The following is a 21,695-nucleotide window of genomic DNA, read 5'->3' on the forward strand; positions in this document are numbered from 1 at the left end:
CGTGCGCCCGTTCGTCCGCATCCTCTCGACCCTGCTGGGCCTGGCCTTCGCCGCGGCCGGGGCGCTGCTCGCCCTGGAGGTCGGGTGGCACTGGTGGCGCCCGGGTTCGGCGCCGCTGCTGGTGCCGTGGCCGCGGTGGCAGGCCGGGCTGGCGTCGCTGGGCTGGGACGCCTACGCGGTCCGCGTCGGCGCCGGCGTGGTCGCCGCGGCCGGCCTGGTGCTCATCGGCTGTGCCCTCGCCGCGGGCAACCGCGCGGTCCGGCTGACCGACCCGGCCGAGGACGTCGGCGTTTCGACGTCGCCGCGCTCGCTGGCCCGGCTGGTCGGGCTCACCGTGCGGGCGCAGGACAACGTCGCCGGCGCTTCGGTCACCGCGAGCGCCCGCCGCATCCGCGTCCGCGCCAAGAGCACCCTCGAGAGCGAAGGCGAACTGCGGCCGCGGCTGCTGGCCACGGTGTCGGCGCTGCTCGACGAAGTCCCGCTGGTGCGGCGGCCGAAGGTCTCGGTCGTCGTCGACTCGCCGAAGGACCGCCGATGAGCCGCTCGGTCGCCACGAAGGCGCTCTCCCGGTCCTACACCGGCGAACGCACGCTGACGTTCCTGGTCGGGCTGCTGGCCCTGCTCGGCGGGGCGCTGGCCCTGGTGGTCGGCTTCGGCTGGCTCGGCGAGTTCCGCGGCCGCCGTCCGCTGCTGGACCCGATCGCCCTCGGCTGGCTCGGCGGGCACGCGACCCCGGCGCGGATCGCCGCGATCGTGCTCGGGGTGCTGCTGTTCGCCGCGGGCCTGAAGTGGGCGGTGCGCTCGCTGCGCCCCGAACCGCGCCCCGACCTGGACCTCGACCGCACGGAAGGCGCGGAGCTGGTGGTCACGGCGGCGGCGATCGCCGGTGCGGTCCAGGCCGACGCCGAACGGCTCGACGGCGTCAGCCGGGCCCGGGTCCGCGCCGTCGGCTCGCGCATTTCTCCGGCGTTGCGCATCACGCTGTGGCTGCGGGAGGGCACGGACCTCAAGGGCGTCTGGGCGGAGCTCGACGCGCAGGTGCTGACCAGGGCCCGGGAATCGCTGGGCCTGCCGTCGCTGCCCGCCGCGGTCCGGCTGGAACTCGACACGAGCCCGGCGAAACGCGTGCGCTGAGCCGGGGTTTTCCGCAGAATGCGGGGCATGCCCCTACCGCTGCAGCCGCCGCTGAAGCCGATGCTCGCCAAGCCCGCCAAGGCCATCCCGGACTCCGGGGGCCTGCTGTTCGAACCGAAGTGGGACGGCTTCCGCTGCATCGTCTTCCGCGACGGCGACGAGCTGTACCTGCAGTCGCGCGCGGAAAAGCCGCTCAACCGGTATTTCCCGGAGGCGGTCGCGCGGCTGCTGGAGATCCTGCCGCCGCGGGTCGTGCTGGACGGCGAACTCGTCGTCGCGCGCGGGGGCCGGCTCGACTTCGACGCGCTCACCGAACGGATCCACCCCGCCGAAAGCCGGATCACGCTGCTGGCCGCCGAACAACCCGCCGAGTTCGTCGCCTTCGACGTGCTCGCGCTGGGCGACGAAACCCTGCTCGACGAGCCGACGTCCAAGCGCCGCGAACGGCTCACCGAGCTGGCCGGCGACCGGTTCCCGCTCACCCCGGCCACCACCGACCCGGACACCGCGCGGCACTGGTTCGAGCTGTTCGAAGGCGCGGGCCTCGACGGCGTCATCGGCAAGCCCCTGGACGAGCCGTACACGCCCGGCAAGCGCGCGATGCTCAAGTACAAGCACCTGCGCACCGCCGACTGCGTGCTCGCCGGCCTGCGCTGGCACGTCGACGGCGGCCCGGGCGACCTCGTCGGGAGCTTCCTCCTGGGCCTGCACGACGACGCCGGCGTGCTGCACCACGTCGGCACCGTCGGGTCGTTCCCCAAGGAACGCCGCCGCGAGCTGGCCGAGGAGCTGGCGCCGCTGATCACCGACGGCGAGGACCACCCCTGGGGCGGCCGGGCCACCGGCGAGGGCCAGCGCATCCCCGGCGGCATCACGCGCTGGCGCGCCACCGAACACGAATGGGTGCCGCTGCGGCCCGAGCGCGTCGTCGAGGTCGCCTACGAGAACACCGAAGGCGGGATGCCGTCGCGGTTCCGGCACAACGCGCGGTTCGTGCGGTGGCGCCCGGACCGCGAACCCGCGTCGTGCGACTACGGCCAGCTAGACGAGCCGGCCCGCTACGACCTCGACGCCGTCTTCCGCGGCCAGGTGGTGCGGACCCGCTAACCCGCGTCCCACACCGGCCGTGCGAAGCTCGGCCTGCCCGTGATCGACGAAACCGTGAGGACCCCGCCCGTGCGCCGCCGCCGTACCCGTCTCCTGGTCGCGCTGCTCGCCCTGGTCTCCGCCGCGGGCTGCGCCGCGGGGCCGTCGGTCCGGCCGGCGCTGGTCGAGAACGACGGGAAGACGACCGGCAGCACGCCCACCCGGGCGCCCGGGGTGCCGCTGCCGCCGCTGGGCGAACCGCAGTCGCCGACGCTGAAGTGGGCCGACTGCGACGACGACACGCGTCAGCGCGTCGGCACCCCCGCCGTGCCGGACAGCCTGCACTTCACCTGCGCCCGCGTCACCGCCCCGCTCGACGCGCCCGGCGAACCGCGGCGTTCGGTGGTGCGGCTGCTGGCGCTGAAGGCCGGCAGCGGGCCGGTGCCGCTCGTCGTGGTCAACGACGTCGACGGCGAACCGGGCAGCGTGTACGCCGCGCGGCTGGCCGCGGCGCTGCCGCCGGCGTTCCTGGAGAAGTTCTCGCTGATCGGCCTGGACCGGCGCGGCACCGGGCTTTCCGGCGCCGCGCAGTGCGTTCCCCCCGACATCCGGCACGACCTCATCGACGCCGACCCGGCCCAGGGCGGCCTCGGTGACGTGCTGGACGCGGCCCGCAAGGCCGGCCAGCAGTGCGCGATCGAGCTGGACGACTCCCAGACCGCGCTGGACAGCTGGCGCGCCGCGGGCGACGTCGACGAACTGCGCAAGCAGCTGGGTATGGAGCGGCTCGACGCGCTCGGCCACGGCGACGGCTCGAAGGTGCTGGCCGAGTACGCCGTCCGCTTCCCCGCCCAGGTCGGGCGCATGGTCCTCGACGGCGTGCCCGACCCGGGCGCCGACACGGCCGCGGTCCTCGACGCCGTCGCGGCCGGCGCTCAGTCCACATTGGACGCCTTCGCCGCGGACTGCGCGGCGCGGCACTGCGCCCTCGGTGACCCGAAGGCGGCCCTGGCCGCGCTCACCGACCAGCTGCGGCGCACCCCGGCGTCGACGGCCGACGACGTCGCGTTCGGCCCGGGTGTCGCGATGTTCGCCGTCTACACGGGACTCACGCAGCGCGCGCGGTGGGCGGAGCTGGCCGACGCGCTCACCGCGGCCCGCACCGGGAACATCGAACCCCTCGCCGCGTTCGTCTCGCCGGTGCTGCACGACACGCGCGCGCAGCCGTCGCGGATCGACGCCACGATCGCGACCCGCTGCAACGACAGCCAGACCCGGCTCTCGGCCGACCAGCTCGACCAGGTCGCGGCCGGGATGCGCGCGAAGTACCCGCAGTTCGGCACGGTCGTCGCCCAGCAGCTGGCCTGGTGCGGCCCGTGGCCGGTGCGGACCGAGCCGCTGCCGGCCCCGGGCGTGCCGGGCGTCCCGCCGATCCTGGTCGCGGCCACCGCGGCCGACCCGGCGACCCCCCAGGTCGGCAGCACCCGCGCGGCCGACCAGATGCCGTCCGCGGTGTCGATCACCTGGCAGGGCGCCGGCCACGGCGCCCTCCCCGCCTCCCCCTGCATCACCGAAGCGGCCCGCGCCTTCCTGATCGACGGCAAAATCCCCACCGACGGCACCCTCTGCCCCGCGTGACGGAAGGGTCAGCACGCGTGATTGAAGGGTCATCTCCCGTGATTGAAGGGTCATCTCGCGTGATTGGAGGGTCGACACGAGATCAGTGCCGTGTCGACCCTCCAATCACGCATGTCGACCCTTCAATCACGCGTGTCGACCCTTGAATCACGCGTGTCGGCTCTCGGATCACGGCTGGCGGGTGTTGAGGCGGGCGGCTTGGCGGGTGAGGTGGTCGGCTTCGGCGAGGCTGGACGCCTTCCGGGCCGCCTCGGCGTAGAGCTTGGCCGCGGCCGGGAGGTCGCCGTCGCGTTCGTGGAGGTAGGCCGACACCGCTGTGTAGCGGGGCAGGGCCGGGTCCAGCTCCGCCAGGGCCGCGAGGCCGGCACGCGGGCCGTCCGCTTCGCCGACGGCCACCGCGCGGTTCAGCCGCACCACCGGGCTGCCGGTGAGGCGGACCAGCTCGTCGTACCACTCGACGATCTGCACCCAGTCGGTGTCGGCGGCGTCCTGCGCGTCGGCGTGCAGGGCCGCGATGGCGGCCTGGGCCTGGAACTCGCCCAGCCGGTCGCGGGCCAGCGCCGCCTGCAGGATCTCCACGCCGGTGGCGATCAGAGCGGTGTCCCACCGGGAGCGGTCCTGGTCGGCCAGCGGGACCAGGCTGCCGTCCGCCGCCGTCCGGGCGGCGCGCCGGGCGTGGTGCAGCAGCATCAGCGCGAGCAGCCCCGCCACCTCGGGGTGGTCGATCGACGCCGACAGCTGCCGGGTCAGCCGGATGGCCTCGGCGGCGAGGTCGACATCCCCCGAGTAGCCCTCGTTGAACACCAGGTAGAGCACGCGCAGCACGGTGGCGACGTCACCCGGCTGGTCGAACCGCACCCCGGACACGGTCCGCTTGGCCCGGCTGATGCGCTGCGCCATGGTCGCCTCGGGCACCAGGTACGCCTGCGCGATCTGCCGGGTGGTCAGCCCGCCGACGGCCCGCAGCGTGAGCGCGACCGCCGACGACGGCGTCAGCGACGGGTGCGCGCACAGGAAGTACAGCTGCAGCGTGTCGTCGACGTCCGCCGCGGGCCCGGGCGCCACCTCGGCTTCGACGACGTCCTCGCGGCGGCGGCGGGCGGCGTCCGCGCGGGTCGCGTCGAGGAACTTGCGCCACGCCACGGTGACCAGCCAGCCCTTCGGGTCCCGGGGCGGGTCGGCCGGCCAGCTGTGGAACGCCTCGACCAGCGCCTCCTGGACGGCGTCCTCGGCCGCCGCGAAGTCGGCTCCGCGGCGGACGAGGACGGCCAGGACACCCGGGGTGAGGCTGCGGAGCAGGGCTTCGTCCACGGCTCAGCCGATCCGCTCGACCACGGTGTCCCCCGTCATTCCGTGATGGTGGGTGCCGCGGCCATGAACGGCCGCAGTTCGAGCCACTCGTGGATCGGCTCCCCGTTCGGGCCGGGCGCGGCCGACAGCTCGCCGGCCAGTTCGAGGGCCCGCTCGTAGCTGTCGACGTCGATCACCATCCAGCCGGCGATGAGGTCCTTGGTCTCGGGGAACGGACCGTCGGTGACCGGCGGGCGGCCCTCGCCGTCGTAGCGGACGAACGTGCCCTCGGGCGCCAGGGCCTGGGCATCGACGAACTCGCCGGTGGTCTCGAGCTTGGCCGCGAAGTCCTGCATGTACTTGACGTGCGCGGAGACCTCCTCCGGCGTCCACTGGTCGATGGGCGCGTCGCAGTTCGCCGGGGCCGGCGCGCCGCGGTAGTGCTTGAGCAGCAGGTACTTGGCCATCGTGGTGCTCCCTCGGTGTCGGACGGCCCATTCTGGCCGCTTCCACCCCGGGGACGGAGCCGGTCCCGGCGTTTCGACATCGCCGCCGGAGATTTTTTCCGGCTACTGCCGGTAGGACTCCACCTCGGACACCGGGCGGGCCACGGCCTCGTCCGGGTTCTCGTGGAACTCCGTCTTCGCCCGCCGCTGGCGCAGCAGGTCCCAGCACTGGTCGAGCTGCTGCTCGACCGCGGTGAGCCGGTCCTTGTCGCCGCCGCTCAGCCCCACGCCGACCGAGCGCGACCGGAGCTCGTGCTCCTCCGCGATCAGCTCGTCGATCCGGCCCAGGATCTCGCCGTCGGCCATTTTGTTCCTCCTCGTCGCCGGGTGCGCTCCGTGCAGACGCTACCCCGGCCCCGGGAATTCCCGCCGCGCCCGGTTCGTTGACCAGGGCATGAGCACCGTTGAGCTGACCGCCGAGAACTTCGACCAGACGGTAACCGACAACGAGTTCGTCCTGATCGACTTCTGGGCGAGCTGGTGCGGGCCGTGCCGCCAGTTCGCGCCGGTCTACGAGAAGGCCTCCGAGAAGCACGAGGACATCGTCTTCGCGAGCGTCGACACCGAAGCGCAGCAGCAGCTCGCGGCCGCCTTCGACGTCCGCTCGATCCCGACGCTGGCCATCATCCGGGACAAGACGCTGATCTACGCCCAGCCGGGCGCGCTGCCCGAAGCCGCCCTCGAGGACCTCATCAAGCAGGCCCGCGAGGTCGACATGGACGAGGTCAAGCGCAAGGCCGCCGAAGCCGAGGCCGAACAGGCCTGACCACCACCACATGACGAAGGCCGCCCCCGCGGGGGCGGCCTTCGTCATGTCTCAGGACCGGGTGGCGAGCCCGCGCAGGAAGAACGCCAGGTTCGCCGGGCGCTCGGCCAGCCGCCGCATGAAGTAGCCGTACCACTCGTCGCCGTAGGGCACGTAGACGCGCATCCGCGCCCCCGACGCGGCGATCCGCGCCTGCTCCTCCGGCCGGATGCCGTAGAGCATCTGGAACTCGTGGTCGTCGTCCGTGCGGCCGTTCTCCTCCGCCAGCGCGGCGGCGATCTCGATCATCCGCGGGTCGTGCGAGGCCACCATCGGGTAGCCCTGCCCGGCCATCAGGACGCGCAGGCAGCGGACGTAGGACTTGTCCACGTCGGCCTTGTCCGGGAAGGCGACCGACTCCGGCTCGGCGTACGCGCCCTTGCACAGCCGCACGCGGGACCCGGGCCCGGACAGCTCCCGGCAGTCCTGCTCGGTGCGCCGCAGGTACGCCTGCAGCACCGCGCCCACCCACGGGTACTCGCCGCGCAGCTCACGCAGGATGCCGAGCGTCGAGTCCGTCGTGGTGTGGTCCTCCATGTCGAGCGTCACGGTCGCGCCGACCGCCTCGGCCGCCGCGCAGATCTTCCGCGCGTTTTCCAGGGCGACGTCCTCGCCGTCCGCCGGCAGGAACTGCCCGACCGCCGAGAGCTTCACCGACACGTCCGCGCCTTCGGCCAGGCCCTCCGCGGCCAGCGCCGACAGCACGGCTTCGTAGGCCGCGACGGTCGCCGCCGCCTGCGCGGCGTCGGTGGTGTCCTCGCCCAGGTGGTCGAGGGTGATCCGGCGGCCGTCCGCGGCCAGTTCCCGGGCCACGCGGACGGCGTCGGCGGTCTCGGACCCGGCGACGAACCGGCGCACCACGGAGCGCGTGGCGGGCACGGCCTCGACGAGCCGCCGGATGCCCTTCGACCGGGCGGCGGCGAGCAGCGGGGCACGCAACATGTCGGTCCTCCAGTCTTGAGGGAGCTCAGCCCTGGTGCGGGTAACGCACGCTGGTCGGCGGCACGAACGTCTCCTTGACCGAGCGGGGGCTCGTCCAGCGCAGGAGGTTGAAGATCGAGCCGGCCTTGTCGTTGGTGCCCGAGGCCCGCGCCCCGCCGAACGGCTGCTGGCCGACGACCGCGCCGGTCGGCTTGTCGTTGACGTAGAAGTTGCCCGCGGAGAACTTCAGCGCCTCGGACGCCTTCGCCACGGCGGTGCGGTCGTTGGCGATGACCGCGCCGGTGAGCGCGTACGCGGCGGAGGAGTCGATCAGCTTCAGGACGTCGTCGAAGCCGCCGTCCTCGTAGACGAACACCGACAGGATCGGGCCGAAGTACTCGGTCGAGAAGATCTCGTGCTTCGGGTCGTCCGAGACGAGGATCGTCGGCTGGACGAAGTAGCCGACGCTGTCGTCGGCGGTGCCGCCGGTGAGGATCTCCACCGAGCCGTCGCCCCTGACCCGGTCGAACAGAGCCGCGTGCTTGTCGAACGCGCGCCGGTCGATGACCGCGCCGCCGAAGTGCGACAGGTCGGTGACGTCGCCGTAGGTCAGCGCCTCGGTCTCGGCGACCAGGCCGTCCTTCAGCTCGTTCCAGACGCTGCGCGGGATGTACGCGCGCGAAGCGGCGGAGCACTTCTGGCCCTGGTACTCGAAGGCGCCGCGGACCAGGGCGGTGCGCAGGACGTCGATGTCGGCGGAGGCGTGCGCGAGGACGAAGTCCTTGCCGCCGGTCTCGCCGACCAGGCGCGGATAGCCGCGGTAGCCGGTGATGTTCGCGCCGACCGTGCCCCACAGGTGCTGGAAGGTCGCGGTCGAGCCGGTGAAGTGGATGCCGGCCAGGTCGCGGTGGGTCAGGGCGACCTCGGAGACGGCCTTGCCGTCACCGGGCAGCAGGTTGATCACGCCCGGCGGCATGCCGGCCTCTTCGAGCAGCCGCATGGTCAGGTGCGCGGCGAACGACTGCGTCGGCGACGGCTTCCACAGCACGGTGTTGCCCATCAGCGCGGGCGCGGTCGGCAGGTTGCCGGCGATCGCGGTGAAATTGAACGGCGTGATCGCGTAGACGAAGCCTTCCAGGGGCCGGTGCTCCATCCGGTTCCACACGCCCGGCGAGCTGATCGGCTGCTCGGCGAGGATGCGGCGGCCGAACTCGACGTTGAAGCGCCAGAAGTCGGCGAGCTCGCAGGCGGAGTCGATCTCGGCCTGGGTCGCGGTCTTGGACTGGCCGAGCATGGTGGCCGCGTTGAGGGTGGCGCGCCACTTGCCGGTGAGCAGGTCGGCGGCGCGCAGCAGGATCGCGGCGCGGTCGTCGTAGGACAGCGCGCGCCACTCCGGCGCGGCCTTCGCGGCGGCCGCGATGGCGTCGGTCGCGTCCTGCTGGGTAGCGCTGTGGATGGTGCCCAGCACGTGCTTGTGGTTGTGCGGCTGGACGACGTCGATCTTCTCGCCGCCGCCGGGGCGCTGTTCGCCGCCGATGGTGACGGTCAGGTCGACCGGTTCCGCCTGGCCCAGCCGCTGGAGCGCACCCTCGAGCTCGGCGCGCTCAGCGCTGCCCGGTGCGTAGGTCAGCACCGGCTCGTTCGTCGGGGCGGGGGTCTGGGTCACGGCGTCCACGGCGGCTCCTCTGCTCTGTAGTCCGGATGCCCCGAACGGTAACTCCGGACACCCTCCAGGAACTTGTCCGAACGGCTAAAATCGTCCGTATGATCTTGGCCGATCGGATAACCCCGCGGTGACCTCGCTGCGACACGTCCTGGCGACCCTCGGTGAGCCGCTCGTCGAGGTCGTCGTGGCCCCGCACGGCCTCGGTGTCGAAGTCGCCGATGTCGTCATCCTCGACCCCGAGGACCCCCTGGAGGCGTCCCCCGGCGACCTGGTGCTGGTGATCGGCGCGCGCGGCCGGGCGGCGGCGCCGGCGATCCGGGCGGCTGGGCGCGGCGGCGCGGCCGCGGTGGCGGTCAAGGGCGCGACCGGCGCCGACGTCGCCGCCGACGCCGGTGTCGCGCTGCTGACCGTCGGCACCGAGGCGCGCTGGGAGCAGGTGGAAGCGCTGGCCCGCGGGGTCGTCGAGGTGGCGCGCGCGGGCGGCGAGGCGGCCAGTGGCGAGGTGCTCGGCGACCTGTTCGCCCTGGCCCAGACCATCGCGACGCTCACCGGCGGCCTGGTCAGCATCGAGGACACCGCGAACCGCGTGCTCGCGTACTCCCGGGCGGGCGACGAGGTCGACGAGCTGCGGCGGCTGTCGATCCTCGGCCGCGAAGGCCCGGAACGCTACCTCGCAATGCTCCGCGAATGGGGCGTCTACCAGCGGCTTCGCGCGGGCGAAGGGATCGTGCGGATCGACGAGCGGCCCGAGCTCGGCATCCGCCGCCGGATCGCGGCGGGCATCCACGCGGGCAAGCAGCCGCTCGGCACGATCTGGGTCCAGGAAGGCGCCCAGCCGCTCACCGAACGCGCCGAGACGGCCCTGCTCGGCGCGAGCCGCACCCTGGCACCCCAGCTGATCCGCGCCCGCACGCTGCCGAGCCCGGAGCTGCGGCTGCGCGAAGACCTCCTGGCCAGCCTGCTGGAAGGGCGGCTGGACGCGGAGTCCGTCGCCGACGACATCGGCGCGGACCCGGCGCGCCCGGCGCAGGTGCTCGCCTTCTCGCTGGAGCGATCGGACAACCGGCAGCTGCGGCGGGCCGAACTGGTGCACCTGATCGCCGTGCACACCGCGGCCTACCGGCGCAGCGCGCTGGTGAGCGTGATCGGCGGCCGCGTCTACGCGCTGCTGCCGGACCTGCCCGAGCACTCGGACGCGGCCGTGCTGGCGCTGGCGCGCGAAATCGCCGCCACCGCCCGCCGTCACCTCGACGTCCCGGTGCGGGCGGCCCTGGGCGGGGTCGTGTCCCGGCTGTCCGAGGCAGCGGCGTCCCGCGGCGACGCCGACCGGGTCCTGGCGGCGATGACGCGCGGGCACTGGGCCGCGGACGTCGCCTCGCTGGCCGACGTCCGCGCCGAGGTGCTGCTCTCGGAAGTCCTGGCCTACCTGGGTTCGCAGCCGCGCATCCGCGACCCGAGGCTGACGGCGCTGGTGGAGCACGACACCGAGCACGGCGGCATCCTGGTCCCGGCGGTCCTGGCCTGGCTGAACGCCTTCGGCGACGTCCGGGCGGCGGCCCGGGTGCTCAGCATCCACCCGAACACGGTCCGCTACCGCGTCCGGCGCGCGGCCGAGGTGTCCGGGGTGGACTTCGACGACCCCGCCCAACGCCTGCTTACTCAGCTGCAGCTGCGGCTTTGACCCTGCTAGCTTCGCGCGCGTGGATCTCTTCTCGCGCACGTGGGCGGCGTTGCGCGCCGCGGTCGCTTCCCTGCCCGACGCCGACTTCGCGAAGCCCTCGGGCTGCCGGGGCTGGCTGGTCCGTGACCTGGTGTGCCACCTGGTGATCGACGCGCAGGACGTGCTGATCACCCTCGCCACTCCGGCTTCCTCGGCGTTGACGCACGACGCGATCACGTACTGGGCTGTGTCGTCCTCGCTTCCTTCGGGCGACGACCCGCTGTCGGCGCTGATCGTCCGCCTGGCAGCGGCGTACGAAGACCCGGCGCTGCTGAAGTTCCACCTGGACGACGTGGGATCGGCGGCGGGCCGGGCGGCGGACCTGGTGGACCCCGGCGAGCGGGTGTCGACGCAGGAGATGGTCCTGACAGCGGGCGACTACCTGTCGGCGTACGTCCTGGAGTGGACGCTGCACCACCTGGACCTGGTGGCGCACGTGCCGTCGGTGGCGGGGCCGCCCGCCGAGGGCGTCGCCCGGACGCGGGTGATGCTGGAGAAGATCGCCGGGGCGGCGTTCCCGGCGTCGATGCCGGACGAGGACGTGCTGCTGGTGGGGACCGGTCGCCGCGCCGCCACCGACGCCGAGCGCGAGGCACTGGGCGACCTGGCCGCGCGGCTGCCGTTCGTGCTCGGGTGAGGCAGGGCGCCCTGCCTCACCCGGCTCACGTCACGCCTTCACCAGGCTGAACCGGCGCCGCTCGACGTCGATCTGCTCGATGCGGACCGGCAGCCGCGTCCCGGCCTGCGGGGCCGCGTCCGTCACCAGCAAGCCGTGGATGCCGTCCGCGACCTCGACGAACGCGCCGAACGGCACCACCCGGGTCACGACGCCGTCGAGGACGCCGCCCTCGGCGTGGGCCGCGACGAACTCCTGCCATGGGGTCATGCGATTTCACCTCCTTTCCGCGCACGTCCCGATCAGGGGGTTGCGTGCGAGGAGGCGGCGGCCCGCGGGGCCGCCCGGAGGTCACGGCACAGCCGGGTACCCCGTCTGCTCACGGCTCGAGGCCGACCCGGCAGTCACGGGAAAAGGATAGCGCCCGGGCGGGGAAACCGGCGAACGGTAATTCTCCGACGCGTTGTCCGGGCATCGGGAAATCGGCTCACACGGGCGCGCGCAGATCCGCCAGTTCGGCGAGCGCGGCGAAAGATTCGAAACGCGCGGATTGGTCGTAGGCGGCGGTCGTCGCCAGAACTTCGTCGGCTCCGGCGGCCGCGACGAGCGCCCCCAGCCGGTCGGCCACCTCGGACGGCGTGCCGGAGATCTGGCCGTCGAGGGTCTCTTCGAGCCGTGCGCGCTCGCGGGCGGTCATCGGCCCGCCGAGGATGTCGCCGGGCGGCTCCAGGGGCGGGAAGACGCCGTGGGAGCGCGAATAGACCGTCGCCCAGGCTTCGGAGACGAGCAGGCGCCGCGCGTCCGCGGCCGAGTCCGCCACGGCGATCGCCGTCGACACCACCACGTAGGGTTCGCGCGCCCACTCGGACGGCCGGAAGCCGTCCCGGTAGCGCGTCACGGCTTCGGTGAGCGCCCGCTGCCCGCGGACCGGCGCGATCACCAGCGGCAGGCCGAGTTCCGCGGCGAGATCGGCGCCGGAGCCGGTGGCCAGCAGGAACGGCGGCACGCGCAGCCCTTCGGCCGGATAGGCGTGGACACCGCGGTGCGCCCCCGCGAAGAACCCGAGCAGCTCACGGACCTGCGCCCCGAACCCGTCGGCCGCTTCCTTCCCGTGGCCGAGTGCTTCGCGGACACCGGCGGTGAAGCCGACCGACCGGCCGAGCCCCATGTCGATCCGCCCGGGGTGAAGCGCTTCCAGGACCCCGAACTGCTCGGCCACGACCAGCGGCCGGTGGTTCGGCAGCATCACACCCCCGGTCCCGACCCGGATCCGGCTGGTCGCCCCGGCGACGGCGGCGGCCAGCACGGTCGGCGCGGACCCGGCGACGCCGGGCACGCCGTGGTGTTCGGACACCCAGAACCGGTGGTAGCCCAGCCGTTCGATGCCGGCGGCGAAGGTGACGGTGTCCCGCAGCGCCTGGGCGGTCCCGCCGTCCCGCCGCACGGGCGAGCGATCGAGCACGGAAAACCTCACCCCGGGTGCAACACCCGTGGTGCGCGGAGATTCCCGTCAGGGCCGCCAGCGCTCGCTGTATTCGGGGTGGTCGGCGTAGGGCAGGGCCAGCAGGCGCAGGGTGAGGCACCAGTTGGAGCCGGCCTCGTCGGCGGGCACGTGGCAGGTCTCACACCAGTATTCGCTGCCGTAGAGCGGAAAACCGGGGACCTTCTCCGACACCGTGGTGCGGTGGGCGAGCAGGATCCGCCGGGTCGCCTCGATCTCGTTGATCATCTGGTTGACCACGTCGAGCTCGAGGTCGGTCAGCCCGCGGATCTTCTGCTCCACGGCGACCTTGGTCTCGCCGCGGTTCATCGTCTCGCCGGCTTTCGCCTTGTTGACGGCCTGCATGATCAACGCCTGCCGCGCGCCCACACGCGCGGCGAGGAATGCGATCAGGTCGTCCACGCAGGGCCTCCCTCCTCGAACCCGCTCCCCGATGGCCCCGGGGAGTCGTCGATTCGGAACGGCACGTTACGCCGTCGGAGGTCAAGATCGTGACAACGAGATCGGCCGTGCAACATTTGTAACCCGAAAGGCGACAGCGGGCACTTGCGTGATCACTCCGCGTCCTGGGTTCGGGCATTCGGCGCAGTGCGAATTGCGTGGGAAGTCGCCAATTCGGTGATGGCCGCCACTGTTGTGGGGCTGGTTACAGTTCGTGCCGGATTCCGGAGGATCCGTGCCGCTGCGTAACACCGGCCGCTGCTGTCGCGTCTGTCTCCCGAGCGCACAGCCACGGAGGTCCTGATGTCCCTTCCGGCCGCACCCGGCCCGCAGCTGCCGTACTTCCCACCGGCCGCCCCGGCCCCCCGGCCCCGTCGCCGGCGGTGGCCGTGGGTGGTCGGCGGCCTCGCCGTGGTGGCCGCACTGGCGACGGGCGTCGTGCTGGCGCTCGCCTTCGGCAGGTCAGTGGCCGGCCCGTGCCTGAACAAGGCGCAGCACGTCCCCTGCGCCGGACCGGGCGGCACGTGGATTTCCGCTGACGGGACCGTCCGCCCGCGGGACACCGCCGCGCCTTCCACCACCAGCCCGTCGATCCCCGCCTTCGCCGTCCCGACCACGACGGAACCGGTGCTGCCCGAGCCCACGGCGAAGGACTACTCGGTCGACCTGGCCGTCCAGTCCAAGCAGTGTTTCGGCTCGGCGGGGTGCAACGTGGTCGTCGAACCGAAGCTCAGCGCGCTCGGCGCGAGCACCCTGCTGTGGGAGTGCGACATCACCTACAGCATCTCGGGAGACACCTCCGGGGAGCTCGTCGAAACCGCCTACGCCCAGGGCGGCAGCTCCTACCGCGTCGACCGCACCATCATGAGCACCAAGAACGGCAAGGTCGTCCCGAAGGCCACCGTCACCGCGGTCAGCTGCCGCAAGCCCTGACGTCAGTCGTTCCGCGCCTTGCTCGGCTGGACCCGCTTCGGCTCGCCCGGCATCTTCGGATAATCCGGCGGGTACGGCAGCTCCCCCTCGCCGCGGTCGCGGGCGTCCCGCTCGTACCACTCCAGCGCCGTCTCCAAGCCGAACGGCGAGGCGTCCATCGCCGCGTGCAGGTCGCCGTGTTTCTCCAGGAACGCCGGGATCGTCAGGACGTCGAAGTCGTCCGCGTCCACCTCGCCCAGCAGCTCCCACGTCAGCGGGGTCGACACCGTCGCGCGCGGGGTGCCGCGGACCGACCAGCTCGAGGCCACCGTGCGGTCGCGGGCCGCCTGGTTGTAGTCCAGGAACACCCTCCCCCCGCGCTCCTCCTTCCACCACGCGACCGTCGCCTTGTCCGGGATGCGGCGGGCCACCTCGCGGCCCAGGGCGATCACCGCGTGGCGGACCGCCACGAAGTCCCACTCCGGGCGGATGCGGACCAGCACGTGCACGCCGCGGCCGCCGGAGGTCTTCGGGTAGCCCGTCAGCCCCGCGTCCGCCAGGACCTCGCGGACCACCATCGCCACCTCGACCGCGTCGGCGAACCCCGCGCGGTCCGGGGGGTCCACGTCGATGCGCAGCTCGTCCGGGTGGTCGACGTCCGCGCGGCGGACCGGCCACGGGTGGAAGTCGAACGTGCCCAGGTTGGCCGCCCACGCGAACACCGCGGGCTCCGCCGGGCACACCTCCGCCGCCTTGCGGCCCGAAGGGAACGTGATCTCGGCGGTCGAGACCCAGTCGGGCGCGCCCTTCGGCACGCGCTTGGCGTAGAACCACTCGCCCTCGACGCCGTCGACGTAGCGCTTCAGCGTCGTCGGCCGCTCGCCGATCGCGCGCAGCAGCGGCCCTCCGACGGTGATGTAGTGCTCCACGACTTGGCGCTTCGTGATCCCGCGCTGCGGGAAGTACACCTTGTCCGGGCTCGTGACGCGGACCGTGCGGCCGCCCACCTCGTACTCGACCGGGTCACCGTGCTTGGGCATGCGGCCACGCTAGCGGTGATCGCGCCGCCCGGCTCCCGCGAAAATGCCCGGCCGGTAGGCTGGAGCGGGTGTCCGGCCGCACCAAGCTGATCTGCGCGCTCGCCGTGCTCGCCCTCTTCGCGGCGGCCGCGGTGCTGCTGCCGATCCCCGGTCCGGCCGAACTGCGGGCCTGGGCCGCCACCACCGGCCCCGCGACGCCGCTCGTGCTGCTCGTCGCGTACTCGCTGCTCACCGTCGCCCCCATCCCGCGCACGGTGTTCAACCTCGCCGCCGGCCTGCTCGTCGGCACCACGGCCGGGATCGCGATCGGCCTGGTCGCCACCACGATCGCGGCCGCGCTGTCGTTCGGGCTGGCCCGCGCGCTCGGCCGCGACCTGGTCACCCGGCACCTGCACCGGTCGGCCGTGCGGACGGTCAACGACCGGCTCGCCGGCGGCGGCACCCTGGCCGTCACGTCGCTGCGGCTGATCCCGGTGGTGCCGTTCGCGCCCTTCAGCTACCTCTGCGGGGTGTCCTCGGTGCGGCTCGCCCCGTACCTGGCCGGTACGCTGCTCGGCAGTGTGCCCGGTACGGTCGCGGTGGTCGTCCTCGGCGACGCGCTGACCGGCGACACGCCGCCCGCGCTGCTCGCCTGTTACGGCGTGTTCGCGCTGGCCGGGGCGATCGGGCTGGTCAAGGTGTTCAAGAAGCGGGCACCGGCCGAAGCGGGCCCGCCGGACGGGCTGGCTGACGCGAAGAGCACGCGGCCGACCGCTACACTCGATCGGGTGCGCGAAGCGGAAACGCGCTGAGCAGGGCCACCACCACCGGGAATTTCGTCAGGAGCAGTCGCCATCGACACCGGTCAGCTGATCGCCGGGCACTACCGCCTCGTCGAGCACATTGGTAGTGGCGCCATGGGAGTGGTGTGGCGCGCGACGGACGTGCGCCTCGAGCGCACCGTCGCGATCAAGCAGATCCTCCCCCAGCCGGGCGTCTCCGAGACCGAACGCGACAACATGCGCCAGCGCGCGATGCGCGAGGCGAAGAACGCGGCCCGGTTCCAGCACCCGAACGCGATCGTGGTGTTCGACATCGCCGAGCACAACGGCGACCCGTGCCTGGTGATGGAGTACCTGAACGGGCCCAGCCTCTCCACGATCCTCGCCGAGGAGGGCACGCTCCCGCTCGGGCGGGTCGCCCGGATCGGCGAGCAGGTCGCGTCCGCGCTGGTGGCCGCGCACCGCGCCGGGATCGTGCACCGCGACGTCAAGCCGGGCAACATCCTCATCGACGAGACCGGCACCGCGAAGATCACCGACTTCGGCATCTCCCGCGCGGCCGGCGACATGACGCTGACGGCGACCGGCCTGATCGGCGGCACCCCCGCCTACCTGGCGCCCGAGCTCGCGCGCGGCGCGGACCCGGTGCCCAGCTCCGACGTCTTCGCCCTGGGCGCGACCCTCTACCAGGCGATCGAGGGCACCACGCCGTACGGCAACACCACGAACCAGCTGGCGCTGCTCTACGCGGCGGCGAACGGCCAGATCAACCCGCCGGTGCAGGCCGGGGCGGCGACCGCGCTGCTGATGAGCCTGCTGCGCAGCGAGCCGGGCGAGCGGCCGAGCATGGCCGAGGCCCGCGAGCGGCTGGCCGCGCTGGCCCGGACCGAGCCCGGCGGCATGACGGCGTCGCCGCCGCTGCTGTCCGGGGGCGGCGGCCGCAAGCCCGCCGCGCCCGCCGACGGCGGCGAGCGCCCGCCGTGGCAGCGGACCGAGAACCAGGCGCCGTCCTCGCCGCCGGTCGGCACGCCGGCACCCGCGGCCGCGAGCAAGGCGCCGTCGAACCCGCCGCGCCCGACCGCGGCGTTCATGCCGATGCGGTCGCCGGCCGCGCCGCCGAACACCCCGCCCAGACCGATGCCCGCGGCCGCGCCGACGGCCAGGGCGCCCCAGTACTCGTCGAACACCCCGAAGCCGGACAACAAGCGCAAGTACGCGCTGTTCGCCGGGGCCGGCGCCGCGGTCGTCGTGGTCGCGGTGGTCGTGTTCCTGGTGCTGAACTCCGGCAACGGCAACTCCGGCGGCACGCAGACCGCCCAGTCGCCGGGCCACCAGGCCACCTCGGGCCAGAGCACCCCGAAGACCACCGGGTCGAGCAGCAGCTCGAACGTCTCCGCCAAGCTGGGGCAGACCCCGACCGACAGCCGGGTCACCAACTACAGCGCGGCGGGCACCCAGATCATCGAGTACTTCAGCGATCCCGCCGCCCACTGGGACATGCTGACTCCGGCCGCCCAGCAGGTGTACGGCGACCAGGAAAAGTACGCGGAGTACTGGGCCGAGAACAAGAAGAACATCAACGGGCCGACCACGGCCAGGGCCGACTCGGGCGGCAACGAAAGCGACGGCTCGCTCGTCATGAACGTCAACGTCGGCGGCAGCCGCCCCGGCTACCGGCTGGTCAACGTCGGCGGCCGGCTGCTGATCGACGCCGACACCCGGCTCAGCGCTTCCGGTTCGAACAACTGAGAGTTAACGCGCCTTCAGTGGGCTGAACGGCGCTGATGGCCTACCGTGGTGGCATGGCCGACAACGGAGCTTCGCTGCCGGGCCAGAATCCTCGCTTCCACGAGGACCTGGTCGGCCTGGACCCGTACGACCCGGAGGCGCGGGCGTTCGCCGAGCACCTCGACCGCATCGAGCGGTGCGGCCCCAACTTCACCATCGAAGCCGCCCTCGACGGGGTGGCCGACTTCGCCGACTCCAGCAACCGCCTCGGCGGCCTGCGCTACTGGGTCTCCGCCCTGATCGTGGTTCTCATCGTGCTCGGCGTGATCGTGGCCGCATGGGACATCGTGGTGCACGCCCTCGCCTGGCTCGCGGCGTAACGTGGATCGGGTGAAAGGTATGAAACCCGTTGTCGGCGCGACCCCGCGCGTCGTGAAGTCCGAGCAGGAGTGGCGGGCGCAGCTCAGCCCCGACGAGTACGCCGTGCTCCGCCAGGCGGGGACCGAACGGCCGTTCACCGGCGAGTACACCGACACGAAGACCACCGGCGTCTACGAATGCCGGGCGTGCGGTGCCGAGCTGTTCCGCAGCGACACGAAGTTCGAGAGCCACTGCGGCTGGCCGTCCTTCTTCGACCCGGCCGACTCCGAGGCCGTGCTGCTGCGCGAGGACCGCACCATGGGCATGAAGCGGATCGAAGTGCTCTGCGCCTCGTGCCACAGCCACCTCGGGCACGTCTTCGAGGGCGAGGGCTACCCGACCCCGACCGACCAGCGTTACTGCATCAACTCGATTTCGCTGAAGCTGGTACCCCAGCCGTAAAAGGCACCAGCCTAAATCTCCCTTAAGCGAGCAACCCGCCGCCCTTCCTCGAACGTAGTCTCCGCACACGGACGAGGGAGGGCGGACTCATGACCGACACCTGGGGCATTCCCGGACCGGTGTTTTCGGGGCTCTACCTGGGCCTGCTGCTGGCGGTGGCGCTGTACGGCGCGGTGCGCGGCAGGCGGCTGGCGCAGGGGGACGCCGGTGGCGCGCCCGAGCGGCCGGAGGAGTTCGCGCTGCTGGCCGGCGGGCGGGACCGGCTCGGCGAATTCGTCGTCGCGACGCTGCTGGAGCGGCAGTTCGTCCGCCTCGACGGCACCGGCAAGCTGCACCGCACCGGCGGCGCGGCGCCGGACGACCTGGGCCGCGCCGCCCTCGCCCGTATCGGCAAGTCCGGCAACTCGATCGCCCGCGTGGGCGCCGAGGCCGGGCAGCACGCGTCGGTGGCCGGGCTGGAGGCCGGGCTGATCGCGCGCGGCCTGCTCACCGACGTCCGCGCGGTCCGTGCGGCCTGGCTGACCACGGCCGTGGCCTACTGGGCGCTGGCCGTGCTCGGCGTGGTCCGGCTGATCGCCGGGTCGGCCACCGGGCACCCGGTCGGCTACCTGGTCCTGCTGCTGGTGGTGAACACGATCGCCGGCATCGTCACCTCGGTCTGCGCCGCGAACCGGCCGCAGGTCAAGATCACCGCCGCCGGCCGCGCCGCCCTGGAGCAGGCGCGCCGCGACGGCACGTTCTCCGCCGGCCCGGCCGGCACCGTCGCCTCCCAGGGCCTGAGCGGGCACCCCGACAAGGACGTCCGGCTGGCCGTCGGCCGGGCCGTGCGGCAGGCGGCCGCGCAGGTCTACCGCCGTCCCCGGCGCAGCGGCTGGGCGGCCGCCGGCGGCGCGGGCGCCGGCTACTACGGCGGCTGCGGGAGCAGCGGCGGGAGTTCCTGCGGCGGCGGCAGCTCCTGCGGCGGTGGCGGCGGGGGCTGCGGCGGTTGAAACGCCGACGCGAGCGCTTGCGTCTCACAGCTACGGTAACCGCGACACACTGAGGGGAGACGGGCGATGGGCGACCCGTGGGGCATTTCCGGACCGGATTTCGTGGTCCTCTACATCGCGTTGCTCGGCGCGGTCCTGCTGGTCAGGGTCGTCGTGTCCGGGATCGTGACCAGCCGGGCGATGCGGTCGGACCAGGCGCACGCCGGCCCGCCGCCGACGGTGTACCAGCTCGCCTTCCTCGCCGGCGGTCCCGACCGGGCCACCGACGCGGCGATCGCGGCGCTGGTCGAACGCGGGCAGCTGCGCGTCAACAGCTACAAGCAGATCAGCAAGACCGGCACGCGGCCGGTGGACCCGCTGGAGCGGGCCGTCTTCGACGTCGCGAAACTGAAGACGACGGCGATGATCCGGGCGAAGGTCCGCGCTTCCGCGGCGATGCGGGCCCTGGAGGAGGGCCTCGACCAGCGCGGGCTGCTGGCGTCGGCCACGGCGAAGCGCCAGGCGCGGACGTTCGGGCTGGTGCTGCAGCTGGCCGTGCTGGCCTTCGGCGTGGCGCGGCTGGTGAACGGCATCTCCCTCGGCCGGCCGGTCGGGATCCTGGTGTTCCTGGTCCTGGTCGCGGCGGTGCTGGCGATCGTGGCGGCGGTCCGCCGCTCGAAGACGGGCGCGCGGCAGCCGTCGGCCGCGGGCCACCGCCTCCTGGGCCAGGCCCGCGCGGCGGCGAGTGGCCCGGTCCCGGCCGGGATGCTGGCCGGCGGCGTCCTTCTGGGCGGGGCGGCGGCCGCGGTGGCACTGGGCGGCTGGGCGATGTACCCGGACGAGGAGCTGAGTGCGGCCCTGGCCCCGCCGATGGGATCGTTCGGCGGCGGTGGCTCGTCCGGGTCGTCCGGGTCGTCCTGCAGCAGCGGGTCGTCCTGTTCGAGCTCGTCGTGCAGCAGCGGTTCGTCGTGCGGCGGTGGCGGGTGCGGCGGAGGGGGCTGCGGTGGGTGAGCTGGGCATCGGCATCGGCTGGCGGCACGAGCTCGACCTGTCCATCGCGCGGCTGCCGGGCGTGGACTGGGTCGAGGTCGTGGCCGAAAACCTGCACGCGGACCACCTGCCGGAGACGCTGGTGGCGCTGCGCAAGCGGGGCCTGCCGGTGCTGCCCCACGCCGTCTCGCTGTCCCTCGGCGGGGCCGAGCCCCTCGACACGGGCCGCGTCCAGCACCTGGCGGAGGTGGCGCGGGCCCTGGACGCGCCGCTGGTCAGCGACCACGTCTGTTTCGTGCGCGCGGGCGGGCTCGACTCGGGGCACCTGATGCCGCTGCCCCGCACCCGCGAGGCCCTGGACGTGCTGGTGGCGAACGTCCGGCTGGCCCAGTCCATCGTGGACGTGCCGCTGGCGCTGGAGAACATCGCCGCGGTGCTCGACTGGCCGGACGCCGAGCTGACCGAGGAGCAGTTCCTGACCGAGCTGACCGAGCGGACGGGCTGCGGCCTGATCATCGACGTCGCGAACCTGTACGCCAACGCCCGCAACATCGGCACGGACCCGGCGGCGTTCCTGGACGGAATCCCGTGGGAGCGCTTGGCGTACGTCCACATGGCGGGCGGCATCGAGCGCGACGGCGTGTACCACGACACGCACGCCCACCCGGTGCTGCCGGAGGTCCTCGACCTGCTGACCGAGCTCCGCCGCCGCACGGACCCACCCGGAGTCCTGCTGGAACGCGACGACGATTACCCGAGCGACGCGGAACTGGCGGCGGAGCTGTCGGCGTTGCGCACGGCGGTGACGACGTGAGCCGCGCGGACCTGGCGCGGCGTCAGGCGGAGCTGCTGCAGGCGTTGCTGGCGAACGGCCCGGCCCCGGAGGGTTTCGACCCTTCGCGGCTGCGGGTGGAGGCGGCCGTGCTGCAGCGGAAGCACGGGCGGGTGCTGGCGTACCAGCGGCCGGAGCTGGCGGAGGCGCTGGGCGAGCGGTACGGGCCGTTGTTCGCGGAGTTCAGCGCGGGGCGCCCGAAGAAGGCGGCGGAGCGGTCGGGGGCGTACGCGGATGAGTTCGTGACGTGGCTGATCGAGGGTGGGCACTTGCCGAAGCCGAAGCGTCGGCTGGTGGACCGTCTCCGGCGCGGGTGAT

General features: G+C 73.2%; 25 protein-coding genes. 16 read left to right on the forward strand and 9 right to left on the reverse strand.

The features are described 5' to 3' along the window. Position 1: 1 nt before the first annotated feature. The 4 genes from AB0J55_RS40825 (at position 2) to AB0J55_RS40840 (ending at position 3,858) form a co-directional block, all read left to right on the forward strand. Complete coding sequence (locus AB0J55_RS40825; RefSeq protein WP_364261763.1) at positions 2-538, forward strand: DUF6286 domain-containing protein; 537 nt, start codon at positions 2-4, stop codon at positions 536-538. Continuing rightward, a complete protein-coding gene (locus AB0J55_RS40830) occupies positions 535-1,134 on the forward strand; it encodes an alkaline shock response membrane anchor protein AmaP (RefSeq protein WP_364261766.1) in 600 nt (199 codons plus the stop codon). The genes AB0J55_RS40825 and AB0J55_RS40830 overlap by 4 nt, the downstream gene beginning before the upstream one ends. Before the next feature lie 27 nt (positions 1,135-1,161). Further along, positions 1,162-2,241, forward strand: coding sequence for an ATP-dependent DNA ligase (locus tag AB0J55_RS40835; protein ID WP_364261769.1), 1,080 nt, complete (start codon positions 1,162-1,164; stop codon positions 2,239-2,241). A gap of 69 nt (positions 2,242-2,310) precedes the next feature. Next, positions 2,311-3,858, forward strand: a complete 1,548-nt coding sequence (locus AB0J55_RS40840; RefSeq protein ID WP_364261772.1) for an alpha/beta fold hydrolase — start codon at positions 2,311-2,313, stop codon at positions 3,856-3,858. 168 nt (positions 3,859-4,026) lie between these two features. On the opposite strand, the gene AB0J55_RS40845 is transcribed toward AB0J55_RS40840, so the two are convergent. From AB0J55_RS40845 to AB0J55_RS40855, 3 genes are all read right to left on the reverse strand, one after another. Continuing rightward, a complete protein-coding gene (locus AB0J55_RS40845) occupies positions 4,027-5,169 on the reverse strand; it encodes a DUF6596 domain-containing protein (RefSeq protein WP_364261775.1) in 1,143 nt (380 codons plus the stop codon). 35 nt (positions 5,170-5,204) lie between these two features. Then, positions 5,205-5,615: a YciI family protein gene (locus tag AB0J55_RS40850; RefSeq protein WP_364261778.1), complete on the reverse strand. Its 411-nt coding sequence runs from the start codon at positions 5,613-5,615 to the stop codon at positions 5,205-5,207. A 102-nt stretch (positions 5,616-5,717) separates the two neighbouring features. Continuing rightward, positions 5,718-5,960, reverse strand: coding sequence for a DUF2630 family protein (locus AB0J55_RS40855; RefSeq protein ID WP_364261781.1), 243 nt, complete (start codon positions 5,958-5,960; stop codon positions 5,718-5,720). Between the two features lie 88 nt (positions 5,961-6,048). On the opposite strand from AB0J55_RS40855, the gene trxA reads away from it, so the two are divergent. Beyond that, positions 6,049-6,420 (forward strand): thioredoxin, encoded by a 372-nt coding sequence (gene trxA, locus AB0J55_RS40860; protein ID WP_176176156.1) that lies wholly within the window; start codon positions 6,049-6,051, stop codon positions 6,418-6,420. Between the two features lie 51 nt (positions 6,421-6,471). Here trxA and AB0J55_RS40865 read toward each other — a convergent pair whose 3' ends face one another. Together AB0J55_RS40865 and pruA are read right to left on the reverse strand one after the other, a co-directional pair. Then, positions 6,472-7,401 (reverse strand): proline dehydrogenase family protein, encoded by a 930-nt coding sequence (locus tag AB0J55_RS40865; protein ID WP_364261785.1) that lies wholly within the window; start codon positions 7,399-7,401, stop codon positions 6,472-6,474. Between the two features lie 25 nt (positions 7,402-7,426). Beyond that, complete coding sequence (pruA, locus tag AB0J55_RS40870) at positions 7,427-9,055, reverse strand: L-glutamate gamma-semialdehyde dehydrogenase (protein ID WP_364261788.1); 1,629 nt, start codon at positions 9,053-9,055, stop codon at positions 7,427-7,429. A gap of 118 nt (positions 9,056-9,173) precedes the next feature. Here pruA and AB0J55_RS40875 point away from each other — a divergent pair, with 118 nt between their 5' ends. Both AB0J55_RS40875 and AB0J55_RS40880 read left to right on the forward strand, forming a co-directional pair. After that, the gene (locus AB0J55_RS40875; protein WP_364261791.1) at positions 9,174-10,727 is read left to right on the forward strand and encodes a helix-turn-helix domain-containing protein; all 1,554 of its coding nucleotides are present in this window, start codon (positions 9,174-9,176) and stop codon (positions 10,725-10,727) included. 19 nt (positions 10,728-10,746) lie between these two features. Next, positions 10,747-11,403: a maleylpyruvate isomerase N-terminal domain-containing protein gene (locus AB0J55_RS40880; RefSeq protein WP_364261794.1), complete on the forward strand. Its 657-nt coding sequence runs from the start codon at positions 10,747-10,749 to the stop codon at positions 11,401-11,403. A gap of 30 nt (positions 11,404-11,433) precedes the next feature. On the opposite strand, the gene AB0J55_RS40885 is transcribed toward AB0J55_RS40880, so the two are convergent. The 3 genes from AB0J55_RS40885 to AB0J55_RS40895 all read right to left on the reverse strand — a co-directional run bounded on the left by AB0J55_RS40885 (position 11,434) and on the right by AB0J55_RS40895 (position 13,285). Beyond that, positions 11,434-11,652 carry a S1 RNA-binding domain-containing protein gene (locus AB0J55_RS40885; RefSeq protein WP_364261797.1) on the reverse strand — a complete coding sequence of 73 codons (219 nt, stop codon included), beginning with the start codon at positions 11,650-11,652 and terminating at the stop codon, positions 11,434-11,436. Positions 11,653-11,869: 217 nt separating this feature from the next. Then, positions 11,870-12,844: an LLM class flavin-dependent oxidoreductase gene (locus tag AB0J55_RS40890; protein WP_364261800.1), complete on the reverse strand. Its 975-nt coding sequence runs from the start codon at positions 12,842-12,844 to the stop codon at positions 11,870-11,872. A gap of 48 nt (positions 12,845-12,892) precedes the next feature. Continuing rightward, complete coding sequence (locus tag AB0J55_RS40895; protein ID WP_103350506.1) at positions 12,893-13,285, reverse strand: DUF6221 family protein; 393 nt, start codon at positions 13,283-13,285, stop codon at positions 12,893-12,895. A 342-nt stretch (positions 13,286-13,627) separates the two neighbouring features. Between AB0J55_RS40895 and AB0J55_RS40900 the strand changes: the two genes are divergently transcribed. Continuing rightward, the gene (locus tag AB0J55_RS40900) at positions 13,628-14,257 is read left to right on the forward strand and encodes a hypothetical protein (RefSeq protein WP_364261804.1); all 630 of its coding nucleotides are present in this window, start codon (positions 13,628-13,630) and stop codon (positions 14,255-14,257) included. A gap of 2 nt (positions 14,258-14,259) precedes the next feature. Here the strand turns inward: AB0J55_RS40900 and AB0J55_RS40905 are convergent, their stop codons facing one another. Next, positions 14,260-15,276 (reverse strand): DNA polymerase domain-containing protein, encoded by a 1,017-nt coding sequence (locus AB0J55_RS40905; RefSeq protein ID WP_364261808.1) that lies wholly within the window; start codon positions 15,274-15,276, stop codon positions 14,260-14,262. Positions 15,277-15,344: 68 nt separating this feature from the next. Between AB0J55_RS40905 and AB0J55_RS40910 the strand changes: the two genes are divergently transcribed. The 8 genes from AB0J55_RS40910 to AB0J55_RS40945 all read left to right on the forward strand — a co-directional run bounded on the left by AB0J55_RS40910 (position 15,345) and on the right by AB0J55_RS40945 (position 21,694). Continuing rightward, on the forward strand, positions 15,345-16,067 hold the full coding sequence (locus AB0J55_RS40910; protein ID WP_364261811.1) for a TVP38/TMEM64 family protein: 723 nt from the start codon (positions 15,345-15,347) through the stop codon (positions 16,065-16,067). A gap of 57 nt (positions 16,068-16,124) precedes the next feature. Continuing rightward, positions 16,125-17,786 (forward strand): serine/threonine-protein kinase, encoded by a 1,662-nt coding sequence (locus tag AB0J55_RS40915; protein ID WP_364262115.1) that lies wholly within the window; start codon positions 16,125-16,127, stop codon positions 17,784-17,786. A gap of 53 nt (positions 17,787-17,839) precedes the next feature. Continuing rightward, entirely contained in the window at positions 17,840-18,145 is a 306-nt protein-coding gene (locus AB0J55_RS40920; protein ID WP_354819337.1) for a hypothetical protein, read from the forward strand. 19 nt (positions 18,146-18,164) lie between these two features. Beyond that, positions 18,165-18,587 (forward strand): peptide-methionine (R)-S-oxide reductase MsrB, encoded by a 423-nt coding sequence (gene msrB / locus AB0J55_RS40925; protein WP_364261816.1) that lies wholly within the window; start codon positions 18,165-18,167, stop codon positions 18,585-18,587. An 89-nt stretch (positions 18,588-18,676) separates the two neighbouring features. Further along, positions 18,677-19,576, forward strand: a complete 900-nt coding sequence (locus tag AB0J55_RS40930) for a TIGR04222 domain-containing membrane protein (RefSeq protein WP_364261819.1) — start codon at positions 18,677-18,679, stop codon at positions 19,574-19,576. 66 nt (positions 19,577-19,642) lie between these two features. After that, positions 19,643-20,566, forward strand: a complete 924-nt coding sequence (locus AB0J55_RS40935; RefSeq protein ID WP_364261822.1) for a TIGR04222 domain-containing membrane protein — start codon at positions 19,643-19,645, stop codon at positions 20,564-20,566. Further along, positions 20,559-21,359 carry a DUF692 domain-containing protein gene (locus AB0J55_RS40940; protein WP_364261825.1) on the forward strand — a complete coding sequence of 267 codons (801 nt, stop codon included), beginning with the start codon at positions 20,559-20,561 and terminating at the stop codon, positions 21,357-21,359. The genes AB0J55_RS40935 and AB0J55_RS40940 overlap by 8 nt, the downstream gene beginning before the upstream one ends. Beyond that, on the forward strand, positions 21,356-21,694 hold the full coding sequence (locus AB0J55_RS40945) for a hypothetical protein (RefSeq protein ID WP_364261828.1): 339 nt from the start codon (positions 21,356-21,358) through the stop codon (positions 21,692-21,694). Before AB0J55_RS40940 ends, AB0J55_RS40945 begins: the two co-directional genes overlap by 4 nt. Position 21,695 lies beyond the last annotated feature (1 nt).

The organism is Amycolatopsis sp. NPDC049688 (assembly GCF_040674975.1).
Lineage (GTDB): Bacteria > Actinomycetota > Actinomycetes > Mycobacteriales > Pseudonocardiaceae > Amycolatopsis.